The sequence below is a fragment of the Streptomyces sp. NPDC085937 genome (genome assembly GCF_044540535.1).
Lineage (GTDB): Bacteria > Actinomycetota > Actinomycetes > Streptomycetales > Streptomycetaceae > Streptomyces.
On sequence record NZ_JBITSH010000006.1, the window covers coordinates 290,009 to 311,262 of the forward strand.

20 protein-coding genes are annotated in these 21,254 nt (G+C 74.0%); 9 read left to right on the plus strand and 11 right to left on the minus strand.

The window, feature by feature from the left end:
* Positions 1-95 precede the first annotated feature (95 nt).
* The 4 genes from ACIF8S_RS15985 to ACIF8S_RS16000 all read left to right on the plus strand — a co-directional run bounded on the left by ACIF8S_RS15985 (position 96) and on the right by ACIF8S_RS16000 (position 4,842).
* On the plus strand, positions 96-1,937 hold the full coding sequence (locus tag ACIF8S_RS15985) for an ABC transporter transmembrane domain-containing protein (RefSeq protein WP_399999722.1): 1,842 nt from the start codon (positions 96-98) through the stop codon (positions 1,935-1,937).
* A complete protein-coding gene (locus ACIF8S_RS15990; protein WP_399999723.1) occupies positions 1,934-3,715 on the plus strand; it encodes an ABC transporter ATP-binding protein in 1,782 nt (593 codons plus the stop codon). The genes ACIF8S_RS15985 and ACIF8S_RS15990 overlap by 4 nt, the downstream gene beginning before the upstream one ends.
* Positions 3,716-4,065: 350 nt before the next feature.
* Positions 4,066-4,536: a DUF5709 domain-containing protein gene (locus ACIF8S_RS15995; RefSeq protein WP_399999724.1), complete on the plus strand. Its 471-nt coding sequence runs from the start codon at positions 4,066-4,068 to the stop codon at positions 4,534-4,536.
* Between the two features lie 51 nt (positions 4,537-4,587).
* Positions 4,588-4,842: a type B 50S ribosomal protein L31 gene (locus ACIF8S_RS16000; protein WP_024884969.1), complete on the plus strand. Its 255-nt coding sequence runs from the start codon at positions 4,588-4,590 to the stop codon at positions 4,840-4,842.
* A 20-nt stretch (positions 4,843-4,862) separates the two neighbouring features.
* Here ACIF8S_RS16000 and ACIF8S_RS16005 read toward each other — a convergent pair whose 3' ends face one another.
* A complete protein-coding gene (locus ACIF8S_RS16005; protein ID WP_349799588.1) occupies positions 4,863-5,657 on the minus strand; it encodes a metal-dependent hydrolase in 795 nt (264 codons plus the stop codon).
* Between the two features lie 145 nt (positions 5,658-5,802).
* Between ACIF8S_RS16005 and ACIF8S_RS16010 the strand changes: the two genes are divergently transcribed.
* The gene (locus ACIF8S_RS16010) at positions 5,803-8,316 is read left to right on the plus strand and encodes a DEAD/DEAH box helicase (RefSeq protein ID WP_399999725.1); all 2,514 of its coding nucleotides are present in this window, start codon (positions 5,803-5,805) and stop codon (positions 8,314-8,316) included.
* A gap of 19 nt (positions 8,317-8,335) precedes the next feature.
* The gene (locus ACIF8S_RS16015) at positions 8,336-9,202 is read left to right on the plus strand and encodes an acyl-CoA thioesterase II (RefSeq protein ID WP_215210499.1); all 867 of its coding nucleotides are present in this window, start codon (positions 8,336-8,338) and stop codon (positions 9,200-9,202) included.
* Positions 9,203-9,227: 25 nt separating this feature from the next.
* On the opposite strand, the gene ACIF8S_RS16020 is transcribed toward ACIF8S_RS16015, so the two are convergent.
* Positions 9,228-10,316: a DUF6397 family protein gene (locus ACIF8S_RS16020; RefSeq protein WP_399999726.1), complete on the minus strand. Its 1,089-nt coding sequence runs from the start codon at positions 10,314-10,316 to the stop codon at positions 9,228-9,230.
* 130 nt (positions 10,317-10,446) lie between these two features.
* Entirely contained in the window at positions 10,447-10,854 is a 408-nt protein-coding gene (locus ACIF8S_RS16025) for a roadblock/LC7 domain-containing protein (protein ID WP_399999727.1), read from the minus strand.
* A gap of 114 nt (positions 10,855-10,968) precedes the next feature.
* On the opposite strand from ACIF8S_RS16025, the gene ACIF8S_RS16030 reads away from it, so the two are divergent.
* The gene (locus ACIF8S_RS16030; protein WP_399999728.1) at positions 10,969-11,397 is read left to right on the plus strand and encodes a PPOX class F420-dependent oxidoreductase; all 429 of its coding nucleotides are present in this window, start codon (positions 10,969-10,971) and stop codon (positions 11,395-11,397) included.
* 46 nt (positions 11,398-11,443) lie between these two features.
* Here ACIF8S_RS16030 and ACIF8S_RS16035 read toward each other — a convergent pair whose 3' ends face one another.
* The 5 genes from ACIF8S_RS16035 to ACIF8S_RS16055 form a co-directional block, all read right to left on the minus strand.
* The gene (locus tag ACIF8S_RS16035) at positions 11,444-12,049 is read right to left on the minus strand and encodes a GTP-binding protein (RefSeq protein WP_399999729.1); all 606 of its coding nucleotides are present in this window, start codon (positions 12,047-12,049) and stop codon (positions 11,444-11,446) included.
* 106 nt (positions 12,050-12,155) lie between these two features.
* A complete protein-coding gene (locus ACIF8S_RS16040; RefSeq protein WP_399999822.1) occupies positions 12,156-12,560 on the minus strand; it encodes a DUF742 domain-containing protein in 405 nt (134 codons plus the stop codon).
* 466 nt (positions 12,561-13,026) lie between these two features.
* Entirely contained in the window at positions 13,027-13,464 is a 438-nt protein-coding gene (locus ACIF8S_RS16045; RefSeq protein WP_399999730.1) for a roadblock/LC7 domain-containing protein, read from the minus strand.
* On the minus strand, positions 13,461-16,061 hold the full coding sequence (locus tag ACIF8S_RS16050; protein ID WP_399999731.1) for a nitrate- and nitrite sensing domain-containing protein: 2,601 nt from the start codon (positions 16,059-16,061) through the stop codon (positions 13,461-13,463). The genes ACIF8S_RS16045 and ACIF8S_RS16050 overlap by 4 nt, the downstream gene beginning before the upstream one ends.
* A gap of 56 nt (positions 16,062-16,117) precedes the next feature.
* Positions 16,118-16,891, minus strand: coding sequence for an MHYT domain-containing protein (locus ACIF8S_RS16055; RefSeq protein ID WP_399999732.1), 774 nt, complete (start codon positions 16,889-16,891; stop codon positions 16,118-16,120).
* Positions 16,892-17,040: 149 nt separating this feature from the next.
* On the opposite strand from ACIF8S_RS16055, the gene ACIF8S_RS16060 reads away from it, so the two are divergent.
* Entirely contained in the window at positions 17,041-17,640 is a 600-nt protein-coding gene (locus ACIF8S_RS16060; RefSeq protein ID WP_399999733.1) for a class I SAM-dependent methyltransferase, read from the plus strand.
* A 239-nt stretch (positions 17,641-17,879) separates the two neighbouring features.
* A complete protein-coding gene (locus ACIF8S_RS16065; RefSeq protein WP_399999734.1) occupies positions 17,880-18,743 on the plus strand; it encodes a hypothetical protein in 864 nt (287 codons plus the stop codon).
* A 100-nt stretch (positions 18,744-18,843) separates the two neighbouring features.
* Here the strand turns inward: ACIF8S_RS16065 and ACIF8S_RS16070 are convergent, their stop codons facing one another.
* From ACIF8S_RS16070 to xylA, 3 genes are all read right to left on the minus strand, one after another.
* The gene (locus tag ACIF8S_RS16070) at positions 18,844-19,026 is read right to left on the minus strand and encodes a hypothetical protein (RefSeq protein WP_024884953.1); all 183 of its coding nucleotides are present in this window, start codon (positions 19,024-19,026) and stop codon (positions 18,844-18,846) included.
* A gap of 204 nt (positions 19,027-19,230) precedes the next feature.
* Positions 19,231-19,791, minus strand: a complete 561-nt coding sequence (locus tag ACIF8S_RS16075; RefSeq protein ID WP_399999735.1) for a hypothetical protein — start codon at positions 19,789-19,791, stop codon at positions 19,231-19,233.
* A gap of 252 nt (positions 19,792-20,043) precedes the next feature.
* Positions 20,044-21,210: a xylose isomerase gene (xylA, locus tag ACIF8S_RS16080; RefSeq protein ID WP_399999736.1), complete on the minus strand. Its 1,167-nt coding sequence runs from the start codon at positions 21,208-21,210 to the stop codon at positions 20,044-20,046.
* Positions 21,211-21,254 lie beyond the last annotated feature (44 nt).

Below are 21,254 nucleotides of genomic sequence, written 5' to 3' on the forward strand. Positions count from 1 at the left end.
GGTTGCCGGGCGGTGGGCGGCGGAGCCAACCTGTCACGGTTTGCTGTCGCCGTCCGCTGACGGACCGCAGCCCCTGATCGAGCCCCTGGGACGCCATGCAGATCCAAGACCTTCCGTATGCCGATCCGGGCGTGCCCGACGCGCGCTCGGGCCCTCGATTCCTGCGGTGGCTCTTCCGCAACCAGCTGACCGGCCAGCTGAAGGCGCTGGCCTGGGGCCTGCTGCACTTCCTCTCCGTGGCCTCGCTGCCGTTCTGCGTCGGTGTCGCCGTGCAGGCCGCGGTCGACCGCTCCGCCGGCCGGCTCGCACTGGCCGGCGGCCTGATGGCGCTGGCCGGCGCGGGCGTCGCGGTCGGCGACACCTTCCTGCACCGCGCCGCCGTCACCAACTGGATCACCGCCGCCGCCCGGGTGCAGCAGCTGCTGGGCCGCAAGGCCGCCCTGCTGGGCTCCGTACTGACCCGGCGCGTGGCCGCGGGCGAGGTCGTCGCCGTCTCCACCGGTGACGTGGAGAAGATCGGCTGGTTCGTGGAGGCCCTGTCGCGGTTCACCGCCGCCGCGGTCACCATCGTCGTCGTCACCGTCGGCCTCCTCGTCTACCAGCCCGCCCTGGGTGTCGTCGTCGCCGTGGGACTGCCCGTGCTGGCGCTCGCGGTGCTGCCGCTGCTGCCCCGGGCCACCCGGCGCGCGGACGTCCAGCGCGAGAAGGCCGGACGGGCCACCGAGCTCGCCTCGGACACCGTCGCCGGGCTGCGGGTGCTGCGCGGCATCGGCGGCGAGGACCTCTTCCTCGACCGGTACCGGCGCGCCTCGCAGGAGGTCCGTCACGCCGCCGTGCGCAGCGCGCGGATGTGGTCGCTGATCGCCGCCGTGCAGGTGCTGCTGCCGGGACTGCTGCTGGTCACGGTGGTCTGGTACGGCGTCCACCTGGCCCGCGAGGGCCGGATCACCGTCGGTGAACTGGTCACCGTCTACAGCTCGGTGATGCTCCTTACGTTCCCTCTGCGCCATTTCGAGGAGATCGCGATGGCCTACTCCTTCTCGCGTCCCTCGGCCAGGCGTGCCGCGCGGGTGCTGGCGCTGGAGCGGGCCACGGACACCGGCGGGACGCGTCCCGCCGAGGTGCCGGCCGGCGACCTGTACGACCCGGAGACCGGGCTGCTCGCCCCCGCCGGCCGGCTCACCGCCGTGGTGTGCGGGGACCCGGACGCGGCGGGACGGCTGGCCGAACGGCTCGGCGGGCACGCCACGCAGGAGGGCGGCGCGGTGCTGCTCGGCGGGGTGCCCCTGGACGAACTGCCTCTGGACAGCGCCCGCACGGCCGTCCTGGTGCAGGACAAGGATCCCGTGCTGCTCTCCGGCACGCTCCGGGACCTGTTCGACGTGCCCGCGTCCGGGGTGGTCGCCCCGGAGGCGGCGTTGGAGGCCGCGCAGTGCGGGGACGTGCTGGCCGCACTGGTCCAGGGGTCGCTGGGCGCCGAGGACCCGATGGACGCCCGCATCACCGAACGCGGCCGGTCGCTGTCCGGCGGGCAGCGACAGCGGCTCGCCCTCGCCCGGTCGCTGGTCACGGACCCGGAGGTGCTCGTCCTGGACGAACCGACCTCGGCCGTCGACTCCCACACCGAGGCCCGCATCGCCCGGGGCGTGCGCGACCTGCGGGCCGGCCGGACCACCGTCGTGTTCACCTCCTCCCCGCTGCTCCTGGACCGCGCGGACCGGGTGGTGTTCCTGCACGGCGACACGGTCGCGGCGGTCGGCGACCACCGGGAGCTGGTGCGCACCGACCCTCGCTACCGGGCCGTGGTGACCCGCGAGACCGAGGACGCGACGGCGTCTGCCGGGCACGGCGGCGAGGACGGCGGGCCGCGGGCGGACAAGGTCCTGCACGGACTGGAGCAACTGGAAGAACTCGAAGAGATCGAGGAGACGGCATGATCGGCGTGGCGCCACCGGCGTACGACCCGGGGGCTCCGACCGCGGCCAGCACGCTGCCGGTGGGCGCGCCCGCGACCGTGCGCGCGTACGTGAGCGAGCTGCTGCGCCGGCACCGGCGCGCGTTCCTGCTGCTGATCACCGTGAACACGGTGGCCGTGATCGCCTCCATGGCCGGCCCGTATCTCCTGGGCGGACTCGTGGAGCGGGTCTCGGACGACGCGCGGGAGCTGCACCTGGGGCTGACCGTCTCGCTGTTCGTGGTCGCCCTGGTCGTCCAGGCGGCCTTCGTGCGGCAGGTGCGGCTGCGGGGGGCGACCCTCGGCGAACGGATGCTGGCGGACCTGCGCGAGGACTTCCTGGTGCGGTCGGTCGGGCTGCCGCCGGGCGTGCTGGAGCGGGCGGGCACCGGTGACCTGCTGTCGCGGATCACGACCGACATCGACCGGCTCGGCAACGCGATGCGCGAGGCCGTGCCGCAGCTAGCGATCGGTGTGGTGTGGGCGGCCCTGCTGCTGGGCGGCCTGGTCGTGACGGCGCCCGAGCTGGCACCCGCGGTGCTGGTGGCGGTGCCGCTGCTGGTGGCCGGGTGCCGCTGGTACTTCCGCAGGGCACCGGGCGCCTACCGCTCGGAGGCGGCGGGATACGCGGCGGTGGCCGCCGCGCTCGCCGAGACCGTGGACGCCGGGCGGACGGTGGAGGCGCACCGCCTCGGTCCCCGCCGCGTCGCGCTGACCGATCGGCGGGTCGAGGAGTGGACGGCATGGGAGCGCTACACGCTGTGGCTGCGCTCAGTGCTGTTCCCGGTCATCAACGTCACCCATGTCACGGTGCTCGGCTCGGTCCTGATGATCGGCGGGGTGTTCGTGCTGCAAGGCTGGATCGGCGTCGGCCAGCTGACGACGGCCGCGCTGATCGCGCAGATGCTGGTGGACCCGGTCGGGCTCATCCTGCGCTGGTACGACGAGCTGCAGGTCGCGCAGGTGTCGCTGGCCCGGCTGGTCGGCGTACGGGACATCGAGCCCGACGCCGGGGACCCGGACGTGGCCCCCGACGGGCGCCGGGTGCGCGCGGACGGCGTGCACTTCGGCTACCGGGAGGGTGTGGACGTCCTGCGCACGGTCTCCCTGGAGGTTCCGCCGGGTACCCGGCTGGCCCTGGTGGGCCCCTCCGGCGCGGGCAAGTCGACGCTGGGCCGGCTGCTCGCGGGGATCTACGCGCCCCGGGAGGGGCGGGTCACCCTCGGCAACGCGGAGCTGTCCCGGATGACCGCGGAACGGGTCCGCTCCCACGTGGCCCTGGTCAACCAGGAGCACCACGTGTTCGTCGGTTCCCTGCGCGACAACCTGCGGCTGGCCCGCACCGACGCCGAAGACGCCGAGCTGTGGGCGGCGCTCGGGGCGGTCGACGCCGACGGGTGGGCGCGGGCGCTGGCGGACGGCCTCGACACCGAGGTCGGCTCGGGCGGGTTCGCCCTCACCCCGGCGCAGGCGCAGCAGATCGCGCTGGCCCGGCTGGTGCTGGCCGACCCGCACACCCTGGTCCTGGACGAGGCGACCTCGCTGCTCGACCCCCGCGCGGCGCGTCACCTGGAGCGCTCCCTGGCCCGGGTCCTGGACGGGCGGACCGTCGTCGCCATCGCCCACCGGCTGCACACCGCCCACGACGCGGACGTGATCGCCGTCGTGGAGGACGGCCGTATCGCCGAACTGGGCAGCCACGACGAGCTGGTCGCCGCGGACGGGGCGTACGCGGCGCTGTGGCGCTCCTGGCACGGCTGACGGCTCGGCCCGGGGGCCGCCGGTTCCGGGACGTACCCGGGACCGGCGGCCCCCCTGGGCGCTACAGCCCCTGTGCGGGTACGGCCGGGCCCGTCGGCACCCTCACCCCTTCGGACGGCACCGCCACGCGGGCGGTGCCGGTCCGATGCCGTCCGGAGCCCGGTGCGCGCGGGGCGTGGTGGTGCGTGGCGTTGCGGGGTGGGGAGATCCGGTGGAAGGCTGGAAGCAGGCATCGGTTCGGGGAGCGCCCGACGCCCGGCGTACCGGGCACGGACGGCCGCGGTGCCCGTGGACCCGGCCCGGTACGGGCCGCGGCGGGCGAGGGCCCGCCCCACCCCCTGGAGGTGTCCGTGAACAGCGGTGACGGTTGGGGAGACGACGTCTACCAGCCCGACGCGTCCGAGATCCAGGACGACGCCGGCCTGCTGGACGCCGAGGACACGTTGGAGACCGACGGTGTCGACGATCCCCTCGACCGGGGCTGGTCCCCTCCGGAGCGGCCCTGGGCCGTGGAGCACTACGGCGTGACCGCGGCCGAGCGGCACGACGGCGAGACGCTGGACCAGCGGCTGGCCGAGGAGCTGCCGGACCTGCGGGCGGCGGACGGCGACGACCTCGGTGATTCCTCCGGCACCGACGGGGAACTCCTGGACAACGAGGTCGGTGCGGCACGCTCCGGCCGGCTCGTCGCCCCCGACGAAGGGGTGCACGAGGACCAGGAGGAGGCGCTGGTCGCCAGCGACGTCGGCATCGACGGGGCCGCCTCCTCCGCCGAGGAGGCCGCCATGCACGTCGTCGACGAGGACACCCTGCCCGGCTGACCCGGCCGCGCCCCGCCACGAACGAGGGCCCCAGCCGCCCGAGGAGCACCCATGCAGAAGGACAAGCACCCCGACTACCGTCCGGTCGTCTTCCGCGACCGGGCCGCCGGATACGCCTTCCTCACCCGGTCCACCGCGACCAGCGAGCAGACCATCGAGTGGGACGACGGCGAGACCTACCCTGTGGTGGACGTGGAGATCTCCTCGGAGAGCCACCCGTTCTACACGGGCAAGGCCAGGACCGTGGACACCGAGGGCCGCGTCGCCCGCTTCGAGCGCCGGTACGGCGGTGAAAGCTCCGGCTGAGCGCGCCCGCGCCGGTCCGTTCAGATCACGTTGAGCGCCGCCGCGCAGCCCACTCCGCCGAGCACCATGAACACCGGCATCAGGACCTTCAGCTCCACCCAGCTGCCGGCCCGGAACCTCATTCCCTTCGGCGGGCCGATCGGGTACCAGCGCTTGCGGCCCACCGGTATGGGCCACAGGATCGGGCAGCCGGAGACGGTCAGCGCGTCCCCGATGTCGTGCACCAGCGCCCCCAGGACGATCGGCAGGCCGAGCCACAGGTACTCCTGCCCCGGCTCGGTGAACAGCCAGCTCGCACCCTGGCCCGGTTCGTCGAGGATGCCGGCGATGATCCACGCGCTGGTCGCCGCCAGCAGCCACACCAGGACGTCGCTGCTGGAGCCGCGCGTCGCCCGCCACAGCAGCCCCTCGATCGCCAGCACCATGTGCACGAAGAGGATGGCCAGGACGGCCCAGCGGCCGCCGGTGATCGCCAGGGCCGAGGTGCCGGCACCGATGAGGACCGCCCACAGCCAGGTGTGGGTCAGCGTGCGGTGGCCGCCCGTGCGACGGGGGTCGCCCTTCTTCTTCGTCGCCTTGTAGACGGCGTAGGAGAGTTTGTCGACGATCTCGCACAGCCAGCGGGACACGGGTCCGAAGGACCGCGAGATGGTGGCCGCCTTGTGGTCCAGGTCCGGGGCGAGCGCCGCACCGGCACAGATCAGCGCACCGGCCAGCAGGACCGGCCAGGGCATGGGGTGTCCGGCCGCGGCCGTCGCCGCGCCGACCCCGAGCCAGGCGGCGGCGCCCGACAGTGAGTGTGCTGGTCCCATCATCGCCTGTGCCCGCCCCATTCCTCTTGTGCCGCCGCCCGGTTGACCGGGTGCGTCGACGCCGCGCCGGCGACACAGCGTAGCGGTAGTGATCTTCGAGCCGACAGCCGATTCCCGCATCGGGTGTGCGGGCAGGCAAGATGGGGTGGTGACCCTCATCGATCAGCTGCCGCCGACCGCCGACCCCGACGCCCTGTACGAAGCCTTCGAGTCGTGGGCGCAGGAACGCGGTCTCACCCTCTATCCGCACCAGGAGGAGGCGCTGATCGAGGTCGTGTCGGGGGCGAACGTCATCGTCTCGACGCCCACCGGCTCCGGCAAGAGCATGATCGCCGCGGCGGCCCACTTCGCCGCGCTGGCGCGGGACGAGGTCACCTTCTACACCGCCCCCATCAAGGCGCTGGTGTCGGAGAAGTTCTTCGAACTCTGCAAGATCTTCGGCACCGAGAACGTCGGCATGCTCACCGGTGACGCGTCCGTCAACGCCGACGCCCCGGTGATCTGCTGCACCGCCGAGGTGCTCGCCTCGATCGCGCTGCGCGACGGCAAGGACGCCGACGTCGGCCAGGTCGTGATGGACGAGTTCCACTTCTACGCCGAGGGGGACCGCGGCTGGGCCTGGCAGATCCCGCTGCTGGAGCTGCCGCAGGCGCAGTTCGTGCTGATGTCGGCGACGCTCGGCGACGTCTCCTTCTTCGAGAAGGACCTCACCCGGCGCACCGGCCGTCCCACCGCCGTGGTGCGCTCGGCGACACGCCCCGTGCCGCTGTCCTACGAGTACCGCTACACGCCGCTCACCGAGACGCTGACCGATCTGCTCGAGGCCCGGCAGGCGCCGGTGTACATCGTGCACTTCACGCAGGCGCAGGCTGTGGAGCGGGCGCAGGCGCTCATGAGCATCAACATGTGCACGCGGGAGGAGAAGGACCGGATCGCCGACCTGATCGGCAACTTCCGCTTCACCACCAAGTTCGGCCGCAACCTCTCCCGGTACGTGCGGCACGGCATCGGGGTGCACCACGCCGGCATGCTGCCCAAGTACCGGCGCCTGGTGGAGAAGTTGGCGCAGGCGGGTCTGCTGAAGGTCATCTGCGGCACCGACACCCTCGGTGTGGGCGTCAACGTGCCCATCCGCACGGTGCTGTTCACCGCGCTCACCAAGTACGACGGCACCCGCGTGCGCACGCTGCGGGCGCGGGAGTTCCACCAGATCGCGGGGCGCGCCGGGCGGGCCGGTTTCGACACCGAGGGCTTCGTGGTGGCCCAGGCACCCGAGCACGTCGTCGAGAACGAGAAGGCGCTGGCGAAGGCGGGCGACGACCCGAAGAAGCGCCGCAAGGTCGTCCGCAAGAAAGCGCCCGAGGGATTCGTCGCCTGGAGCGAGCAGACCTTCGAGAAGCTCATCGGGTCCGAACCGGAGCCGCTGACCTCCCGCTTCCGCGTCACCCACACGATGCTGCTGTCGGTGATCGCCCGTCCCGGCAACGCCTTCGAGGCGATGCGCCGGCTGCTGGAGGACAACCACGAGCCGCGCAAGCAGCAGCTGCGCCACATCCGGCGGGCGATCGCCATCTACCGCTCGCTGCTGGACGGCGGCATCGTCGAGAAGCTGGACCGGCCGGACGCGGAGGGACGCATCGTCCGCCTCACCGTCGACCTGCAGCAGGACTTCGCGCTGAACCAGCCGCTGTCGACGTTCGCGCTCGCCGCGTTCGAGCTGCTGGACCCCGAGTCGCCGTCGTACGCGCTGGACATGGTGTCCGTGGTGGAGTCCACGCTGGACGACCCGCGCCAGATCCTCGCCGCCCAGCAGAACAAGGCGCGCGGCGAGGCGGTCGCCGCGATGAAGGCCGACGGGGTGGAGTACGAGGAGCGCATGGAGCGGCTCCAGGACATCACCTACCCCAAGCCGCTGGAGGAACTGCTCTTCCACGCCTACAACACGTACCGCAAGAGTCACCCGTGGGTCGGCGACCACCCGCTGTCGCCGAAGTCCGTCGTCCGGGACATGTACGAGCGGGCCCTGTCCTTCACGGAGCTGGTGTCGCACTACGAGCTGGCCCGGACCGAGGGCATCGTGCTGCGCTACCTCGCCAGCGCCTACAAGGCACTGGAGCACACCATCCCCGACGACCTGAAGTCGGAGGACCTGGAGGACCTGATCGCCTGGCTCGGCGAGACGGTGCGTCAGGTCGACTCCAGCCTGCTGGACGAGTGGGAGCAGCTGGCCAACCCGGAGGTGATGACCGCCGAGGAGGCGCAGGAGAAGGCCGACCAGGTCAAGCCGGTCACCGCCAACGCGCGTGCTTTCCGGGTGCTGGTCCGCAACGCCCTGTTCCGCCGCGTGGAGCTGGCCGCGCTCGACCAGGTGGAGGAACTGGGCGCGATGGACGCCGAGGCGGGCTGGGACGCCGACGCGTGGGGCGAGGCGATGGACACGTACTGGGACGAGTACGAGGAGCTCGGCACCGGCCCCGACGCCCGCGGTCCGAAGCTGCTGATCATCGAGGAGCAGCCGGAGAACGGGTTGTGGCGGGTCCGCCAGATCTTCGACGACCCGAACGGCGACCACGACTGGGGCATCAGCGCCGAGGTCGACCTGACCGCCTCCGACGCGGAGGGCCGGGCCGTCGTCCGGGTCACCGCCGTCGGCCAGTTGTGAGCAGAGGAGAAGCGCGCCCATGACGAATCCCGCCGAGAGCCTCGTCGCCCTGCTCGACCTGGAGCAGATCGAGGTCGACATCTTCCGCGGCCGCAGCCCGCAGGAGTCCCTGCAGCGGGTGTTCGGCGGGCAGGTGGCCGGCCAGGCGCTGGTCGCCGCCGGCCGTACCACCGACGGCGACCGTCCGGTGCACTCGCTGCACGCGTACTTCCTGCGCCCGGGCCGGCCCGGGGTGCCGATCGTGTACCAGGTGGAGCGTGTGCGGGACGGCAGGTCGTTCACCACCCGCCGGGTCACCGCCGTGCAGCAGGGCCGCACCATCTTCAATCTGACCGCCTCCTTCCACAAGCCTGAACAGGGGAGCTTCGAGCACCAGTTGCCGCCGGCCCGCGAGGTGCCGGACCCCGAGTCGCTGCCGACGGTCGCGGACGAGATCCGTGAGCACCTGGGCGCGCTGCCGGAGCAGTTGGAGCGGATGGCGCGCCGTCAGCCGTTCGACATCCGCTACGTCGACCGGCTGCGCTGGAAGCCCGACGAGGTCGAGGGCGCGGAGCCGCGCAGCGCGGTGTGGATGCGCGCGGTCGGCCCGCTCGGGGACGACCCGCTGGTGCACACCTGCGCGCTGACCTACGCCAGCGACATGACGCTGCTGGACGCGGTGCGGATCCCGGTGGAGCCGCTGTGGGGTCCGCGCGGGTTCGACATGGCGTCGCTGGACCACGCGATGTGGTTCCACCGGCCGTTCCGTGCGGACGAGTGGTTCCTGTACGACCAGGAGTCACCGATCGCCACGGGTGGCCGCGGGCTGGCCCGCGGCCGGATCTACGACCGGGAGGGGCGGATGCTGGTGTCCGTCGTCCAGGAGGGTTTGTTCCGGGCGCTCTGAGTCACGGGATGCGGCGGACCGTGGTTCACCGCACTCCGCGGGTCAGGCCTGTCCGCCGGCGCCAGCGGCCGAGCAGGCCGCGGCATCTCCCCCGCCCGGGGCCGGTTGAGGACTTCTGGCGCGCCGGAGCTGCCTGCCCGGCGGGGGCCTCGTGCCGTACCGGGGCCGTGGCCGGGGCGGTGACCCGTGCCGTGCGGTGGGCCGGTAGGGGGTGGTGGGCGGCTGCGGAGTGGTGGGCGGCTGCGGGGCGGTGGGACGTGGGCCGGACAGGGCCCGGCCGGGGTGCCGGGCGATGCGCGCGTGCCTCGTCCGTCAGCCGGGCCAGGTCGGCCCGCAGCCAGTCGATCTCGTCCGCGTCCTGGGCCGTCATGAGGTGCTCTCTCAGCAGCGCCGCCGGTGAGTCGGGGCTGCCACCCCCGGGCGGCCGTCGGCGGAACCCGTTGAGGTAGGAACGGTCGTAGGGGTCCTTCACCACCTCCGTCACCCGAAGCGGGCCGAGGAAGGACGCCACGGCCCCGGCGCGGGCCCAGGGGTCGTCGGACTCGCGGAGCAGGAAGCCCAGGTGCCGGCTGCGCCAGTTGCGCGGGCGCAGGTCGATCCCGGAGTCCAGCAGACCGCGCAGGCCCTCGGGCGTTCGCCCGGTGAGCAGGGGCGTGTTCTTGTCGTCGTCGCCGAACAGCCGCAGCTCGTCGGCGAGATAGAGCCAGACGACGGCGCGATAGCGGTTCAGGTAGAACGTCACGGGCACCAGCAGCCCGAGCCGCGCCAGACGGGTGAACCGCGACTTCGGTACGTCGAGGAGGTCCGCGCCCTCCGCCGTCCCCACGGCGTGCACACTGCGGCGGAGGGACTTCGGGAAGCCCGGTCCGGCGCGGAGCCGTTCGATCTCCGCGTGGGTGACCCTCCGCTCCCCGGCGTCCCGCCCGGGCGCCGTGCGGATGCGGCCGAGTCGCACGGCGAGGTCGAACTCGGTGCGCCGCAGGCCGAGTTCACGGGCGGCGCGCCCCGTCGTGACCCAGGCGCCCTCCGCCGTAACGGGCTCGGTTGCCGTGCCACGTACCGCGCCGAGTGCCGTGACCGGTCGCGGCGTGGCAGCCGTCTGCTGTCGGGACATGCGCGTCTCCCCGTGAGTGCGGGCGGCCGGCGCCGGTTGCGCCCGCCTGCCACGGGAAAGACCGTATCCGTTTCGTCACTCAGCGTGGTGAGCCTGTGGATAACCTCCGTCGCGACGACGAAGGCGCAGGTCAGAGCCCTGCCCCCGGTTCCGGTCGCCGGGTGCCGACGTCCAGGTTCTCGCCGACCCGGTTGACGAGCAGCGTCATCTCGTAGGCGATGTGCCCGATGTCCGCCTCCGCGCCGCTGAGCACGCACAGGCAACTGCCGCTGCCCGCGGCGGTGACGAAGAGCACCGCGTCGTCGAACTCGATCATCGTCTGGCGCACCCCGCCCGCCCCGAAGTGCCGCCCCGACCCCTTGGCGAGGCTGTGGAGTCCGGACGACACCGCGGCCAGGTGCTCGGCGTCCTCGCGGCGCAGCCCGGTGCTCGCCCCCGTCACCAGCCCGTCGTTGGACAGGATCAGCGCGTGCCGTACGTGTTCGACGCGTCGGGTCAGGTCGTCCAGCAGCCAGTCGAGTCCCTGGTTCTGGCCCATGTCGTGTGTCTCCCCCTGTTGTCCCCGTGTGTGCCCCGTGTGGTGGCCTCCGTCGGGAGGGTCCCTGCGCCAGCCTTCCCCACGACCGGGCCCCGGGCAAGGAAGATGAGAGCCATGGGACAGAAGATGACCGAGGAAGAGTGGCGGGAGTTCGTCTCGTCGGGGACCCGCACCGCCAAACTGGCCACCGTCCGGGCCGACGGCCGCCCGCACCTGGCGCCGATCTGGTTCGTGCTCGACGGGAACGACGTGGTGTTCAACACCGGCGCGCGGACCGTGAAGGGGCGCAACCTGGCCCGGGACGGGCGGATCGCGCTCTGCGTCGACGACGACCGGCCGCCCTTCGCCTACGTGGTGCTGGAGGGCCGGGCGCTGCTGTCGGAGGACCCCGGGGAGCTGCGGCACTGGGCCGCCCGGATCGGCGCGCGGTACATGGGTGAGGAGCGCGCCGAGGAGTTCGGGGCCCGCAACGGCGTGCCCGGTGAGCTTCTGGTCCGGGTGTCGGTCGACAAGGTCCTGGCGGAGAAGGGCGTGGCGGACTGACAGCGCCGGCCGGCCCCGCCGTCGACCCGTCGCGCCGGCCGAGCCGTCACCCCACCGAGTCCAGCAGCCGGGCGGTGTGCATGCGCCCCGCGTACTCGACGAGCCGGATCAGCACCTCCTTGCCGGAGTCGCGCTCGCGGGCGTCGCACAGCACCACGGGTGTCCCCCCGTCGAGGTCGAGCGCGCGGCACACGTCACCCGCGTCGTGCTGCCGGGCGCCCGCGAAGCAGTTGACGGCGACCACGAAGGGGATCTTCCGGTGCTCGAAGTAGTCCACCGCGGGGAAGCAGTCCTCCAGGCGGCGGGTGTCGGCGAGGACCACCGCGCCCAGGGCGCCCTGCGCCAGTTCGTCCCACAGGAACCAGAACCGGTCCTGGCCGGGGGTGCCGAAGAGGTACAGGGACAGCCCGGAGCGGATGGTGATGCGGCCGAAGTCCATGGCGACGGTCGTGGTGACCTTGCGGTCGACGCCCTCGGTGTCGTCCACCGTCCGCCCGGCCTCGCTGAGCAGTTCCTCGGTGCGCAGCGGCCGGATCTCGCTGACCGCGCCCACCAGCGTGGTCTTCCCCACGCCGAATCCGCCGGCGACCAGGATCTTCAGCGCCAGCGCGGTCGTCTCGCCGGCGGGGGCGTCGGGGTGTTCAGGGACCATCGTTCGCTTCTCTCGTGAGGGCCGGCCACGGGGCGCCGGGGACGGGGAGTGGCCGCGGGCCCGGGCGGGCCGGGACGTGGCTCCGGTGGTGACGAGGGGTGCTCGGCTACAGCGCCCGCAGCCCCGCGATGACCTCGCGGAGCACCCGCTCGTCGGGCAGGTGTGCGGGGGGTACGGGCCGGCTGACGGTGATCCGGCCGCGTTCGAGCAGGTCGCCGAGGAGGACCCGGACCACGCCGACGGGCAGGTCGGCGCCGGCCGCGAGTTCGGCGACGGACTGCGTCTCGGGGCGGCACAGGTCGATCAGGGCGCGGTGCTCCGGGCCGAGCGCCGGGTCACCGGCGGCAGGCGCGGCCGGATCCAAGGTGACGAGGGCGATCAGGTCGAAGCGCACGCCTGAGGGGCCGGGTTCGGTGCGCCCCCCGGTCACGGCGTAGGGCCGGACCAGCGGACCGGCCTCGTGGTCGTACCACTGACTGCCCGGCTCACGTGGGGCGTCCGCGCGGGACACCGGCTGCGACACGCCCGCGTGACCGCCCGGCTCACGCGGGGTCCCCGCCCGGCCCGGCTCACGCGGGGCGCCCGCCTGGCCGCCCGGATCCCACGCGATACCCGTCCGGCTGCCCGACTCAGGCGGGGCGTCCGCATAACTGCCCGGTCCGCGTGGGTCGACCGCATGGGACACCGGCTCGTGCGACGCGCCCGCGTGGCTGCCCGGCCCACGCGGGGCCGCCGCCCAGCCCGGTTCGCGCGGGGCCCCCGCCAGGCCGCCCGTCTCACGCGGCGTGCCCGACCAGCCCCGCTCGTGCAGGGCGCCCGCACGACTGTCCGGCTCGTGCCGGATGCCCGTCCAGCTGCCCGGTTCAGGCAGGGCGGCCGCATGGGGCCCCGGTTCAGGCAGGGCGGCCGCATGGGGCTCCGGCCCCTGCGCGGCGCCCGTCGTGTCCTCCGTCATCTGCTCGGACCGCTTCCTCGTCTCATCCCGCGGCCGGCGGCCGTGCGCCGACGCGCGGGGCGGTGTCCAGGTGCTCGCCCACGCGCCTGACCAGTCGTGCCATCTCGTAGGCCACCAGGCCGATGTCGGCGCTCACGGACGTCAGCACCGCGAGGCAGGACCCCTCCCCCGCGGCGGCCACGAACAGGAAGCCGTCGTCCATCTCGACCATGGTCTGGCGCACGCCGCCCGCGCCGAAGTGCCGGCCCGCCCCCTTGGCGAGGCTGTGGAAGCCGGAGGCGACCGCGGCGAGGTGCTCGGCGTCCTCGCGTCCGAGGCCGTGGGAGGCGCCCATGGCGAGTCCGTCGCCGGACAGCACCACGGCATGGCGCACGTCGCCGACGCGGAGCACCAGGTCGTCGAGCAGCCAGTCGAGTTCGCCGGAGCGCCGGCCGGCGCCGGCGCGGGGTTCCTGGATCATGCGGGGTCTCCTTCGCTGCTGGGCCGCGCCGTGCCGCGGGCGGTGCCGGGCGGCCGGCCGCCCCCGCGGGTCCAGCCGTCGCGGTAGGCCGTCATGCGGTCCCGTACGCGTTCGGGGGTGCGGTCGTCGGGGCCGTCGTGCCGTGCGGGCGGAGGTTGCTCGGGGCGGCCGTCCCGGAGCTGGGGGGCCAGGCTGGCCTGGCGCACGCGGCGGGGCAGGTCGTCGGAGCCGGCCGGCTCCTCGGGGCGGTGCAGGCGCAAGGTGGCGGCTCCCGGAGGACGGTGGGTGGCGGTGCCGTCGTCCGCCGGGCGCGGGTGGGTGCCGGGCCGGCGGAGGGCTGCGTGGTCGGACGGGTCGGCGACGGGGGCCACCAGGGCCCTCCGGCCGTCGGGTGCGGGGACGGCAGGGGCGGGAACGGCCGGGGCGGGAACGGCCGGGGCGGGAACGGCCCGGCGCTGCGGGACGCCGTCGGGCACCCGCGGGTCCGGGTGGTCCTCGCGGGGTGCCGCGGCCGGTGTGCCGGGACGTTCCTGCGCGGCCCGGTCGTCGAGCAGCGCGGTGGGGAGCAGGACGACCGCTGTCGTACCGCCGTAGGGCGACGTCCTCAGGTGCACCTTGATCTCGTGCCGCGCGGCGAGTCTGCTGACCACGAAGAGGCCGAGCCGGTCGCTGTCGAACAGGTCGAGCGCCTCGGACTCGGCGATGCGGCGGTTGGCCTCGGCGAGGGCGTCCTTGCCCATGCCGAGGCCCCGGTCCTCGACCTCGACGGCGTAGCCGGTGCCGACGGGTTCGCCGGAGACGCGCACCCGGGTGTGGGGCGGCGAGAACTGGGCCGCGTTCTCGATGATCTCGGCGAGGAGATGGGTGAGGTCGGCGACGGCCGCGCCGGTGACGAACGTCTCGGCGAACTGCCGCACCTCCACGCGCGCGTAGTCCTCGACCTCGGAGACGGCCGCGCGCACCACGTCGGTCAGCGGCACGGGCTTGCGCCACGCGCGGCCGGGGGCAGCGCCCGACAGGATGATCAGACTCTCCGCGTGGCGCCGCATCCGGGTGGTGAGGTGGTCGAGGCGGAAGAGGTCGCTCAGCTCGCCGGGGTCCTCGGAGCGGCGTTCCATGCCGTCCAGCAGGCTCAGCTGACGGTGCACCAGGACCTGGCTTCGACGGGCGAGGTTGACGAAGACGCCGCTGATGCCGCCGGCCAGTTCGGCGCGCTCCACGGCGGCCCGCAGGGCGGCGCGGTGCACGGTGCCGAGGGCCTCGGCGACCTGTCCGGTCTCGTCCTGCGCGGGCGGTCCGGGCGGTGCCTCGGCGTGGATGTCGACCTCGCCGCCGGAGCGCAGCGTGCGCATCGCCTCGGGGAGTTTGCGGTGGGCGATGTCCAGGGCGTCGTCGCGCAGGCCGACCAGTTCGACGACCAGGCCGCGTCCGATGCGGACCGAGATGACCAGGGAGGCCGCGGCGGCGAGGAGGCCGAAGAGCACGGCGGCGCCGGCCGGTCCGATCAGCCCGCGCTCGACGGGGTCGGCGCGGTCGGCGACCGACGTCCCCGCCTGCCGCCCGACCGTCCGCATGTCCTTCCGCACTCCCGCGTGCGCGCCGTCCCAGGTGCTCTCCGGTACGGCCTCGGCCGCCCGCGCTCCCGGGCCGGCGGCGAGGATCTTGTCCTCGGCCGTGTAGAGGACGGCGTAGGAACGGCCCTCGGCGAGCGCGTTCCACGTGGTGCCGGCCGCTCGGGGCAGGTCGGGCACGGCGGAGGCGGTGAGCGTACGGCGCAGTTCCACGGCGCCGGTGAACAGCCGCAGCCGTTCCCCGGCGAGGCTGCCGTGCAGGCGGGCCGCGGCCAGGATCGCGTCCTCCTGTGCGAGGGCCTCCTCCGCCCGGGAGAACTCGAGCAGTACGCGCGCGTCGGAGCCGAGTTCGGCGTCCTGAATACCGGTGAGGGCACCGTCCACGGCGAAGGCGGCGGCGATGGTGCCGGTGTAGCGGTCGTACGTCTGCGCCCATCCCGCGCGTCCTTCACGCACCGCCGCGCGCAGGGGGCGCAGGCGCTCGGCGGCGGTGACGAAGGTGCCGAGCCGGTCGGCCACGGCGCGGGGCAGCGCCTGGCCGTCGGCGACGGTACGGTCCCCGCCGAGCCGCAGGGCGGCCACGGCCCGGTCGGTGCTCCGGGCGAGGCGGGTGAGCTCCGTGTCGCCGATGGCGGCCGTGTCGGAGGAGCGGCGGACGGCGGCGGCCCGCTCCGCCTGGAGGGCGGCGACGGCGGCGGCGACCGGGGTGCGGACGGCGTCGTCGGCGCGCTGCACCTGCCGCAGCCGGGAGACGTCCTGGGCGGTGGTCACGGTGGCGTACCCCCACAGGGCGAGCAGGGAGACGACCGGCACCATCAGCAGGCAGATGATCTTGGCCCGGACGGTCCGGGGGCCGCTCGGCCCGCGCCCGGACGCCACGCCCGCCGAGCCCGGTTCCGGTTCCGGTTCCGCCGAGGACAGCGGGCTTTCGTCGGCCGGTGGTCCGGCGTGCGCGCGCCGGCCGCGTACGGGAGGCGGGGGCGGCGCCTCGGTACGGGCGGTCGGGGTCCTCCGGGGTGTGCGCATGGACTCCTCGCTCGGAAGGGCGGGCCGGACGGGTGGCGGGCGCCGCGGGGGCACGGTCAGGGGGCGGTGTGCTCGACCGGTCGCGGGGCTGAGGCGGGGGGATGGCGTTCCCCGGCCGCCGGGGACAGCGCCACGAAGGCGGAGGTGATGAAGAGATAGGCCCCGAGGCCGACCGCGAGCGGGAACACGAACGACATCGCGCCGGCGCCGGGCAGCGGGTCACCGGAGGGCGTCACCCGCACGCTGACGGCGAACATCCCCGTGTAGTGCATGCTGCTGACGGCGGCGCCCATGATCAGGGAGGCGACGGTGACCGCGGCCGGGGAGCGGATGGCGAGCGCCGCCCAGAGCGCGGCCGTGGCGGCGACGACGGCGATGAGGACGGACAGGGCGACCCGCGCGGGGTCGTAGCCGACCTCGCCGTGCAGCCGCACGGCGGCCATGCCCAGGTAGTGCATGCCGGCGACGCCGAGTCCGGTGGTGAGCCCCCCGAGGAGCAGGGCCCTGACCCGGCCGGGGTGGTGTCCGACGGCGAACACACCGGCGCAGACGAACAGCATGGCGACCACCAGACTCAGGAGCGTGAGCGGCACGTCGTAGCGGATGTCGGTGCCGCTCACGCCGAAGCCGAGCATGGCCGTGAAGTGCATGGTCCAGATGCCGGTGCCGATCGCCGAGGCGGCGGTGAGGAGCCAGTTGCGCCGCACGCGGCCGGTGGCGGCGAGCGCGCGGACGGTGCAGCGCAGTCCGAGGGCGGCACCGACGCAGGCCATCGCGTACGACAGCACGGGGGTGAGCCACCCCAGGGTGGCGTGGTCCAGATGTCCCATGACCCGGGGACGCTAGGGGGCGTGGGAGCGCGGAGGGGGCGCGTTTCGAAAGCGGCGCAAAAATGACGCACCGGTGCCGGGGTACGACCGCATCACGGTCGAACGTGCGCACAAGGTGTCGCCGGTTCCGGTGAGGGATCATGCGGGGCATGAGCGACGACCACACACACGTGCAGGAGTTCTTCACCGCCCGCGCCGCCGGCTGGGACCGCAGGTTTCCCGACGACGGTCCGGCCTACGCCGCCGCGGTCGCCGAGCTCGGGCTGCGTGAGGGCGGCCGGGTCCTGGACGCGGGCTGCGGCACGGGACGGGCGCTGCCCGCCCTGCGCGCGGCCGTGGGCCCGTCCGGGGTGGTGCTGGGCGCCGATCTGACCCCGGCGATGCTGCGGGAGGCGGCGCGCGCCGGGCGGGACGCGGACGGCGCGCTGCTGCTGACGGACGTCGCGGCGCTCCCGTTGCGCCCGTCCTCCCTGGACGCCGTGTTCGCGGCGGGGCTGATCGCGCATCTGCCGCGCCCGGCCGCGAACCTGCGGGAGATCGCGCGGGTGGTGCGCCCCGGCGGGGTGCTGGCCCTGTTCCATCCGATCGGCCGGGCCGCACTCGCCGCGCGCCAGGGCCGCGAGCTCACGCCGGACGACCTGCGCGCCGAACCGAACCTGCGCGCACTGCTGTCGGAGGCGGGCTGGCGCATGACCTCCTACGTCGACGAGGACACCCGGTTCCTGGCGCTGGCGGTGCACGCGGACTGAGCGTGCCCGTCCCCGCCGGGTGAGGGCTTGCCCCCGCCGGGTGGTGGCTTGCCCCCGCCGGGTGGCGCCGGCGCTTCCGTGGAGGTGCGGCGCGGCCCCGGCAACGGGGTGCCGGGTGTGGTCGATTCGCCCCCTCCGGCCGGAAACCTGCAGCTCCGGGCAGGACTGCGGGGTCGTGACAAGGACATGAGGGTCGGCATAGGGTGCGCGCCGATGGACGAACCGATGGGGAGGCTGGGATGGCCGGGACGGACGAGGAAGCCGTCGCCGCCGCCGACGACGCGCTTTACGTGCTCACGGCGGCGCTGCTGACGCCCGCGAAGTTCCCGAGCGTGCTGGGCGACGACTATCCGGAGGCCTGCGCGGCGCTCGGTCTTCCGCCGGTGGCCGACGGATACGGACTGGTACTCGGCCAGGACGGGGCAGGCGCCCGGTGGACCGTGGTCGTCGACGACGTCTCGCTGGTCGCCGTGGCGATCGCCTCCTGGGACTGCGGCATGGAGCACGACCTGTCGCCGGACGAGCGCAGTGTCGTCGCCGCGCTGCCCGGCTGGCCCCTCGCGGTGGCCGTGGCCGCACCGAACGTGCCCGCGCCGCACGATCCCGGCCCGGACATGGCGGACATGCCCCCGCTGACGCCGCCCGACGGAGAGGTCTGGGGCCCGGCCCAGCGGCGGCTGGGCGCGGACGAGATCGCGCTGCAGTGGGCGACATGGCGGGAGCAGGTCGACGACTCGGCGTTCCCGACGCCGGGTACGGCCTCCGAGGCCGGCGACGGTTCCGGGGACGGCGCCGGGAACGGTGAGGACGGCGAGGCTTCGGCGACAGCGGGCGGGCACAGCGGTGTCCGCCGCGTGCTGTCCGAGGCGCGCGCCTACGTCGACTCGCCGCCGCCGCTGGGCCGGGTCCGCTCCTCCTTCGCGCCGGGCGGTGCGCGCACCCTGCGCGCCGACGGACCGGGCTGGTCGCTGGTCGCGAGGACGGACGACATCGCCTTCGTCCTGCTCGACGACGAGCCCGGCGAGGTCCTGCCGGTGGGCAGGGGCCCGGAGTTGCCGGGTCTCCTGGAGGCACTGGACCAGATGGCCGTACGGCCGCTCTGACCGTCCAGTCGGGCCGTCGTCCGCTCCGGCCCGAGCGGACGCGGCGCCTGCTGTCCCCCGCTCCCGCCGACAGGCGTACGTCAGTACGCGGTGCCGCGTCTCAGCGGCCCAGCTCCTTGCGCGTGTTCCTCCGCAGCCGCTGCCGCTGCGAGGGGTCCAGGGCGAGGTAGGCGGCCGCCGGGACTCCTAGGATGATCAGAAGCGCGGCCCACCAGGGCAGCCAGATCAGCAGGATGAGCCCGGCCGCCACACCCCCCGCGGCGATCTTGGCGTTCTTCGACATGTGCGTCGCCTCCTTCGCGGCCACTGCCGCTCTCTGACCTGAAAACGGGCCCGCGCCGGCGGCGGTTCCGGACCGCCACCCTGAGACGTCCCTGAGATGCGCCCCCTAAGGTCTCCGCAGGGTCTCCGCCTGAAGCGGGGATTCCGGCGTCTCCATGGTGACCCACCTCACACCACGCGGGTACCCACAGGACACGGCGGAACGTCAGGGCGGTTCCGCACCCAGGGCCGGCAGCAGTGACGCGAGGCCGCTCGGCAGGTCGAAGGGCAGGTCGCTCGGGAATCCGGAAGGCAGCTCCGTGGGGAACCCGGAGGGGAAACCCGAAGGGAAGTCCGAGGGCAGCTCCGTGGGGAAACCCGAGGGCAGCAGCCCGGTCGGGAACTCCGACGGGAGGTCCAGCGAGGGGAAACCGGTGTCCGTGGCGGTCTCGGAGGGCTCCCGGTCCGGCCCGTCGTCGTCCGACGTCGTGAGCACGACGATGGAGACGATCAGGGCCGCCACGATCACGGCGAGCAGCACGATCAGGAGCCGGCGCCGGCCGGGGCCGCGTCCCGGGCCGCCGTCGTGGTCGTCGGGCGGGCCGGACGCCGGCCCTTCGCCGTGGGAGGGCGGGCCGAAGCCGTCACCGGGAGGCGGTGGTGCGTCGTCCGGCGGACCGGGCGGCTTCTGGGGCGGTACGGGAGGCGTGGCCATGCACACCATGGTCGCCGTGGCCCCGGCCTTGCGCGAGGAGACGGCGGGGATACCGCCCGCCAGTCGTGGCACGCGTCCCCGGAACGCCACACTCCCCGCGCCGGGGGCGCGCCCCGCGCAAACGAACCGGATGCGGGGGCGAGTGAGCACGCGTGGTGGTGCACCCGTGCCGCGTCCGCCTCGGCCGGGCCGTACACCTGCCCCCGCGCCCACCTTTCCCCGCGCACAACAGCGCCGCACCCCCGTGCCTGACGGCACGGAAGCGCGGCGCTGTGACAGTCAGCCGGACCCGCCCCGAACGGGTGCATCCCGGCCGCCGGAGCTTCAGCCCCGCGCGCCCAGCAGGTGGTCCATCGCCAGCTGGTCGAGGCGCTCGAAGGCCATGCCGCGGGCGGCGGCGGCCTCGGGGTCGAAGTCCTCGAAGGCGGACCGGTCGTCGAGCAGCGCCTGGAGGCCGTCGCCGGCGGTCGGCTGGGCGAGCTCGTCCAGACGGGCCGCGCGCAGCGCCTCCTGGACCTCCGGGTCGGCGCGGAAGGCGGCCGCGCGCTCCTTGAGGATCAGGTAGTTGCGCATGCAGCCGGCCGCCGAGGCCCACACGCCGTCGAAGTCCTCGGTCCGCGGCGGCTTGAAGTCGAAGTGACGCGGGCCCTCGTACCCGGCCGTCTCCAGCAGGTCCACCAGCCAGAACGCGGCACGCAGATCGCCCGCGCCGAAGCGGAGGTCCTGGTCGTACTTGATGCCGGACTGGCCGTTGAGGTCGATGTGGAACAGCTTGCCCGCCCACAGGGCCTGTGCGATGCCGTGCGGGAAGTTCAGGCCGGCCATCTGCTCGTGGCCCACCTCCGGGTTCACGCCGTACAGCTCCGGGCGCTCGAGGCGCTCGATGAAGGCGAGGGCGTGGCCGATGGTCGGGAGGAGGATGTCGCCGCGGGGCTCGTTCGGCTTGGGCTCGATGGCGAAGCGGAGGTCGTAGCCCTGGGAGGTGACGTACTCGCCGAGGAGGTCGAAGGCCTCCTTCATCCGGTCGAGGGCGACCCGGACGTCCTTGGCGGCACCGGACTCGGCGCCCTCACGGCCACCCCAGGCGACGTAGGTCTGCGCGCCGAGCTCGGCCGCGAGATCGATGTTGCGGATGGTCTTGCGCAGCGCGTAACGGCGCACGTCACGGTCGTTGGCGGTGAAGCCGCCGTCCTTGAACACCGGGTGGGTGAACAGGTTGGTGGTCGCCATCGGGACCTTCATGCCGGTCTCGTCCAGCGCCTGGCGGAAGCGCTTGATGTGCTCGGCGCGCTCGCTGTCGCTCGCGCCGAAGGGGATGAGGTCGTCGTCGTGGAAGGTCACGCCGTGGGCGCCGAGCTCGGCGAGGCGGCGGACGGACTCGGCCGGGTCGAGGGCGCCGCGGGTGGCGTCGCCGAAGGGGTCCCGTCCCTGCCAGCCGACGGTCCACAGGCCGAAGGTGAACTTGTCCTCGGGGGTGGGCTGGTAGCTCATGCCGCGGCTCCTTGCTCGCTGAGACTATTTCGTCATGGCGGTTT

Bases quoted from the DNA above. Each gene is read 5' to 3' on its own strand.
- ACIF8S_RS15985 (WP_399999722.1), top strand. From the start codon at position 96: ATGCAGATCCAAGACCTTCCGTATGCCGATCCGGGCGTGCCCGACGCG.
- ACIF8S_RS15990 (WP_399999723.1), top strand. From the start codon at position 1,934: ATGATCGGCGTGGCGCCACCGGCGTACGACCCGGGGGCTCCGACCGCG.
- ACIF8S_RS16000 (WP_024884969.1), top strand. From the start codon at position 4,588: ATGCAGAAGGACAAGCACCCCGACTACCGTCCGGTCGTCTTCCGCGAC.
- ACIF8S_RS16005 (WP_349799588.1), bottom strand. From the start codon at position 5,657: ATGATGGGACCAGCACACTCACTGTCGGGCGCCGCCGCCTGGCTCGGG.
- ACIF8S_RS16015 (WP_215210499.1), top strand. From the start codon at position 8,336: ATGACGAATCCCGCCGAGAGCCTCGTCGCCCTGCTCGACCTGGAGCAG.
- ACIF8S_RS16020 (WP_399999726.1), bottom strand. From the start codon at position 10,316: ATGTCCCGACAGCAGACGGCTGCCACGCCGCGACCGGTCACGGCACTC.
- ACIF8S_RS16025 (WP_399999727.1), bottom strand. From the start codon at position 10,854: ATGGGCCAGAACCAGGGACTCGACTGGCTGCTGGACGACCTGACCCGA.
- ACIF8S_RS16030 (WP_399999728.1), top strand. From the start codon at position 10,969: ATGGGACAGAAGATGACCGAGGAAGAGTGGCGGGAGTTCGTCTCGTCG.
- ACIF8S_RS16035 (WP_399999729.1), bottom strand. From the start codon at position 12,049: ATGGTCCCTGAACACCCCGACGCCCCCGCCGGCGAGACGACCGCGCTG.
- ACIF8S_RS16045 (WP_399999730.1), bottom strand. From the start codon at position 13,464: ATGATCCAGGAACCCCGCGCCGGCGCCGGCCGGCGCTCCGGCGAACTC.
- ACIF8S_RS16050 (WP_399999731.1), bottom strand. From the start codon at position 16,061: ATGCGCACACCCCGGAGGACCCCGACCGCCCGTACCGAGGCGCCGCCC.
- ACIF8S_RS16055 (WP_399999732.1), bottom strand. From the start codon at position 16,891: ATGGGACATCTGGACCACGCCACCCTGGGGTGGCTCACCCCCGTGCTG.
- ACIF8S_RS16060 (WP_399999733.1), top strand. From the start codon at position 17,041: ATGAGCGACGACCACACACACGTGCAGGAGTTCTTCACCGCCCGCGCC.
- ACIF8S_RS16065 (WP_399999734.1), top strand. From the start codon at position 17,880: ATGGCCGGGACGGACGAGGAAGCCGTCGCCGCCGCCGACGACGCGCTT.
- ACIF8S_RS16070 (WP_024884953.1), bottom strand. From the start codon at position 19,026: ATGTCGAAGAACGCCAAGATCGCCGCGGGGGGTGTGGCGGCCGGGCTC.
- xylA (WP_399999736.1), bottom strand. From the start codon at position 21,210: ATGAGCTACCAGCCCACCCCCGAGGACAAGTTCACCTTCGGCCTGTGG.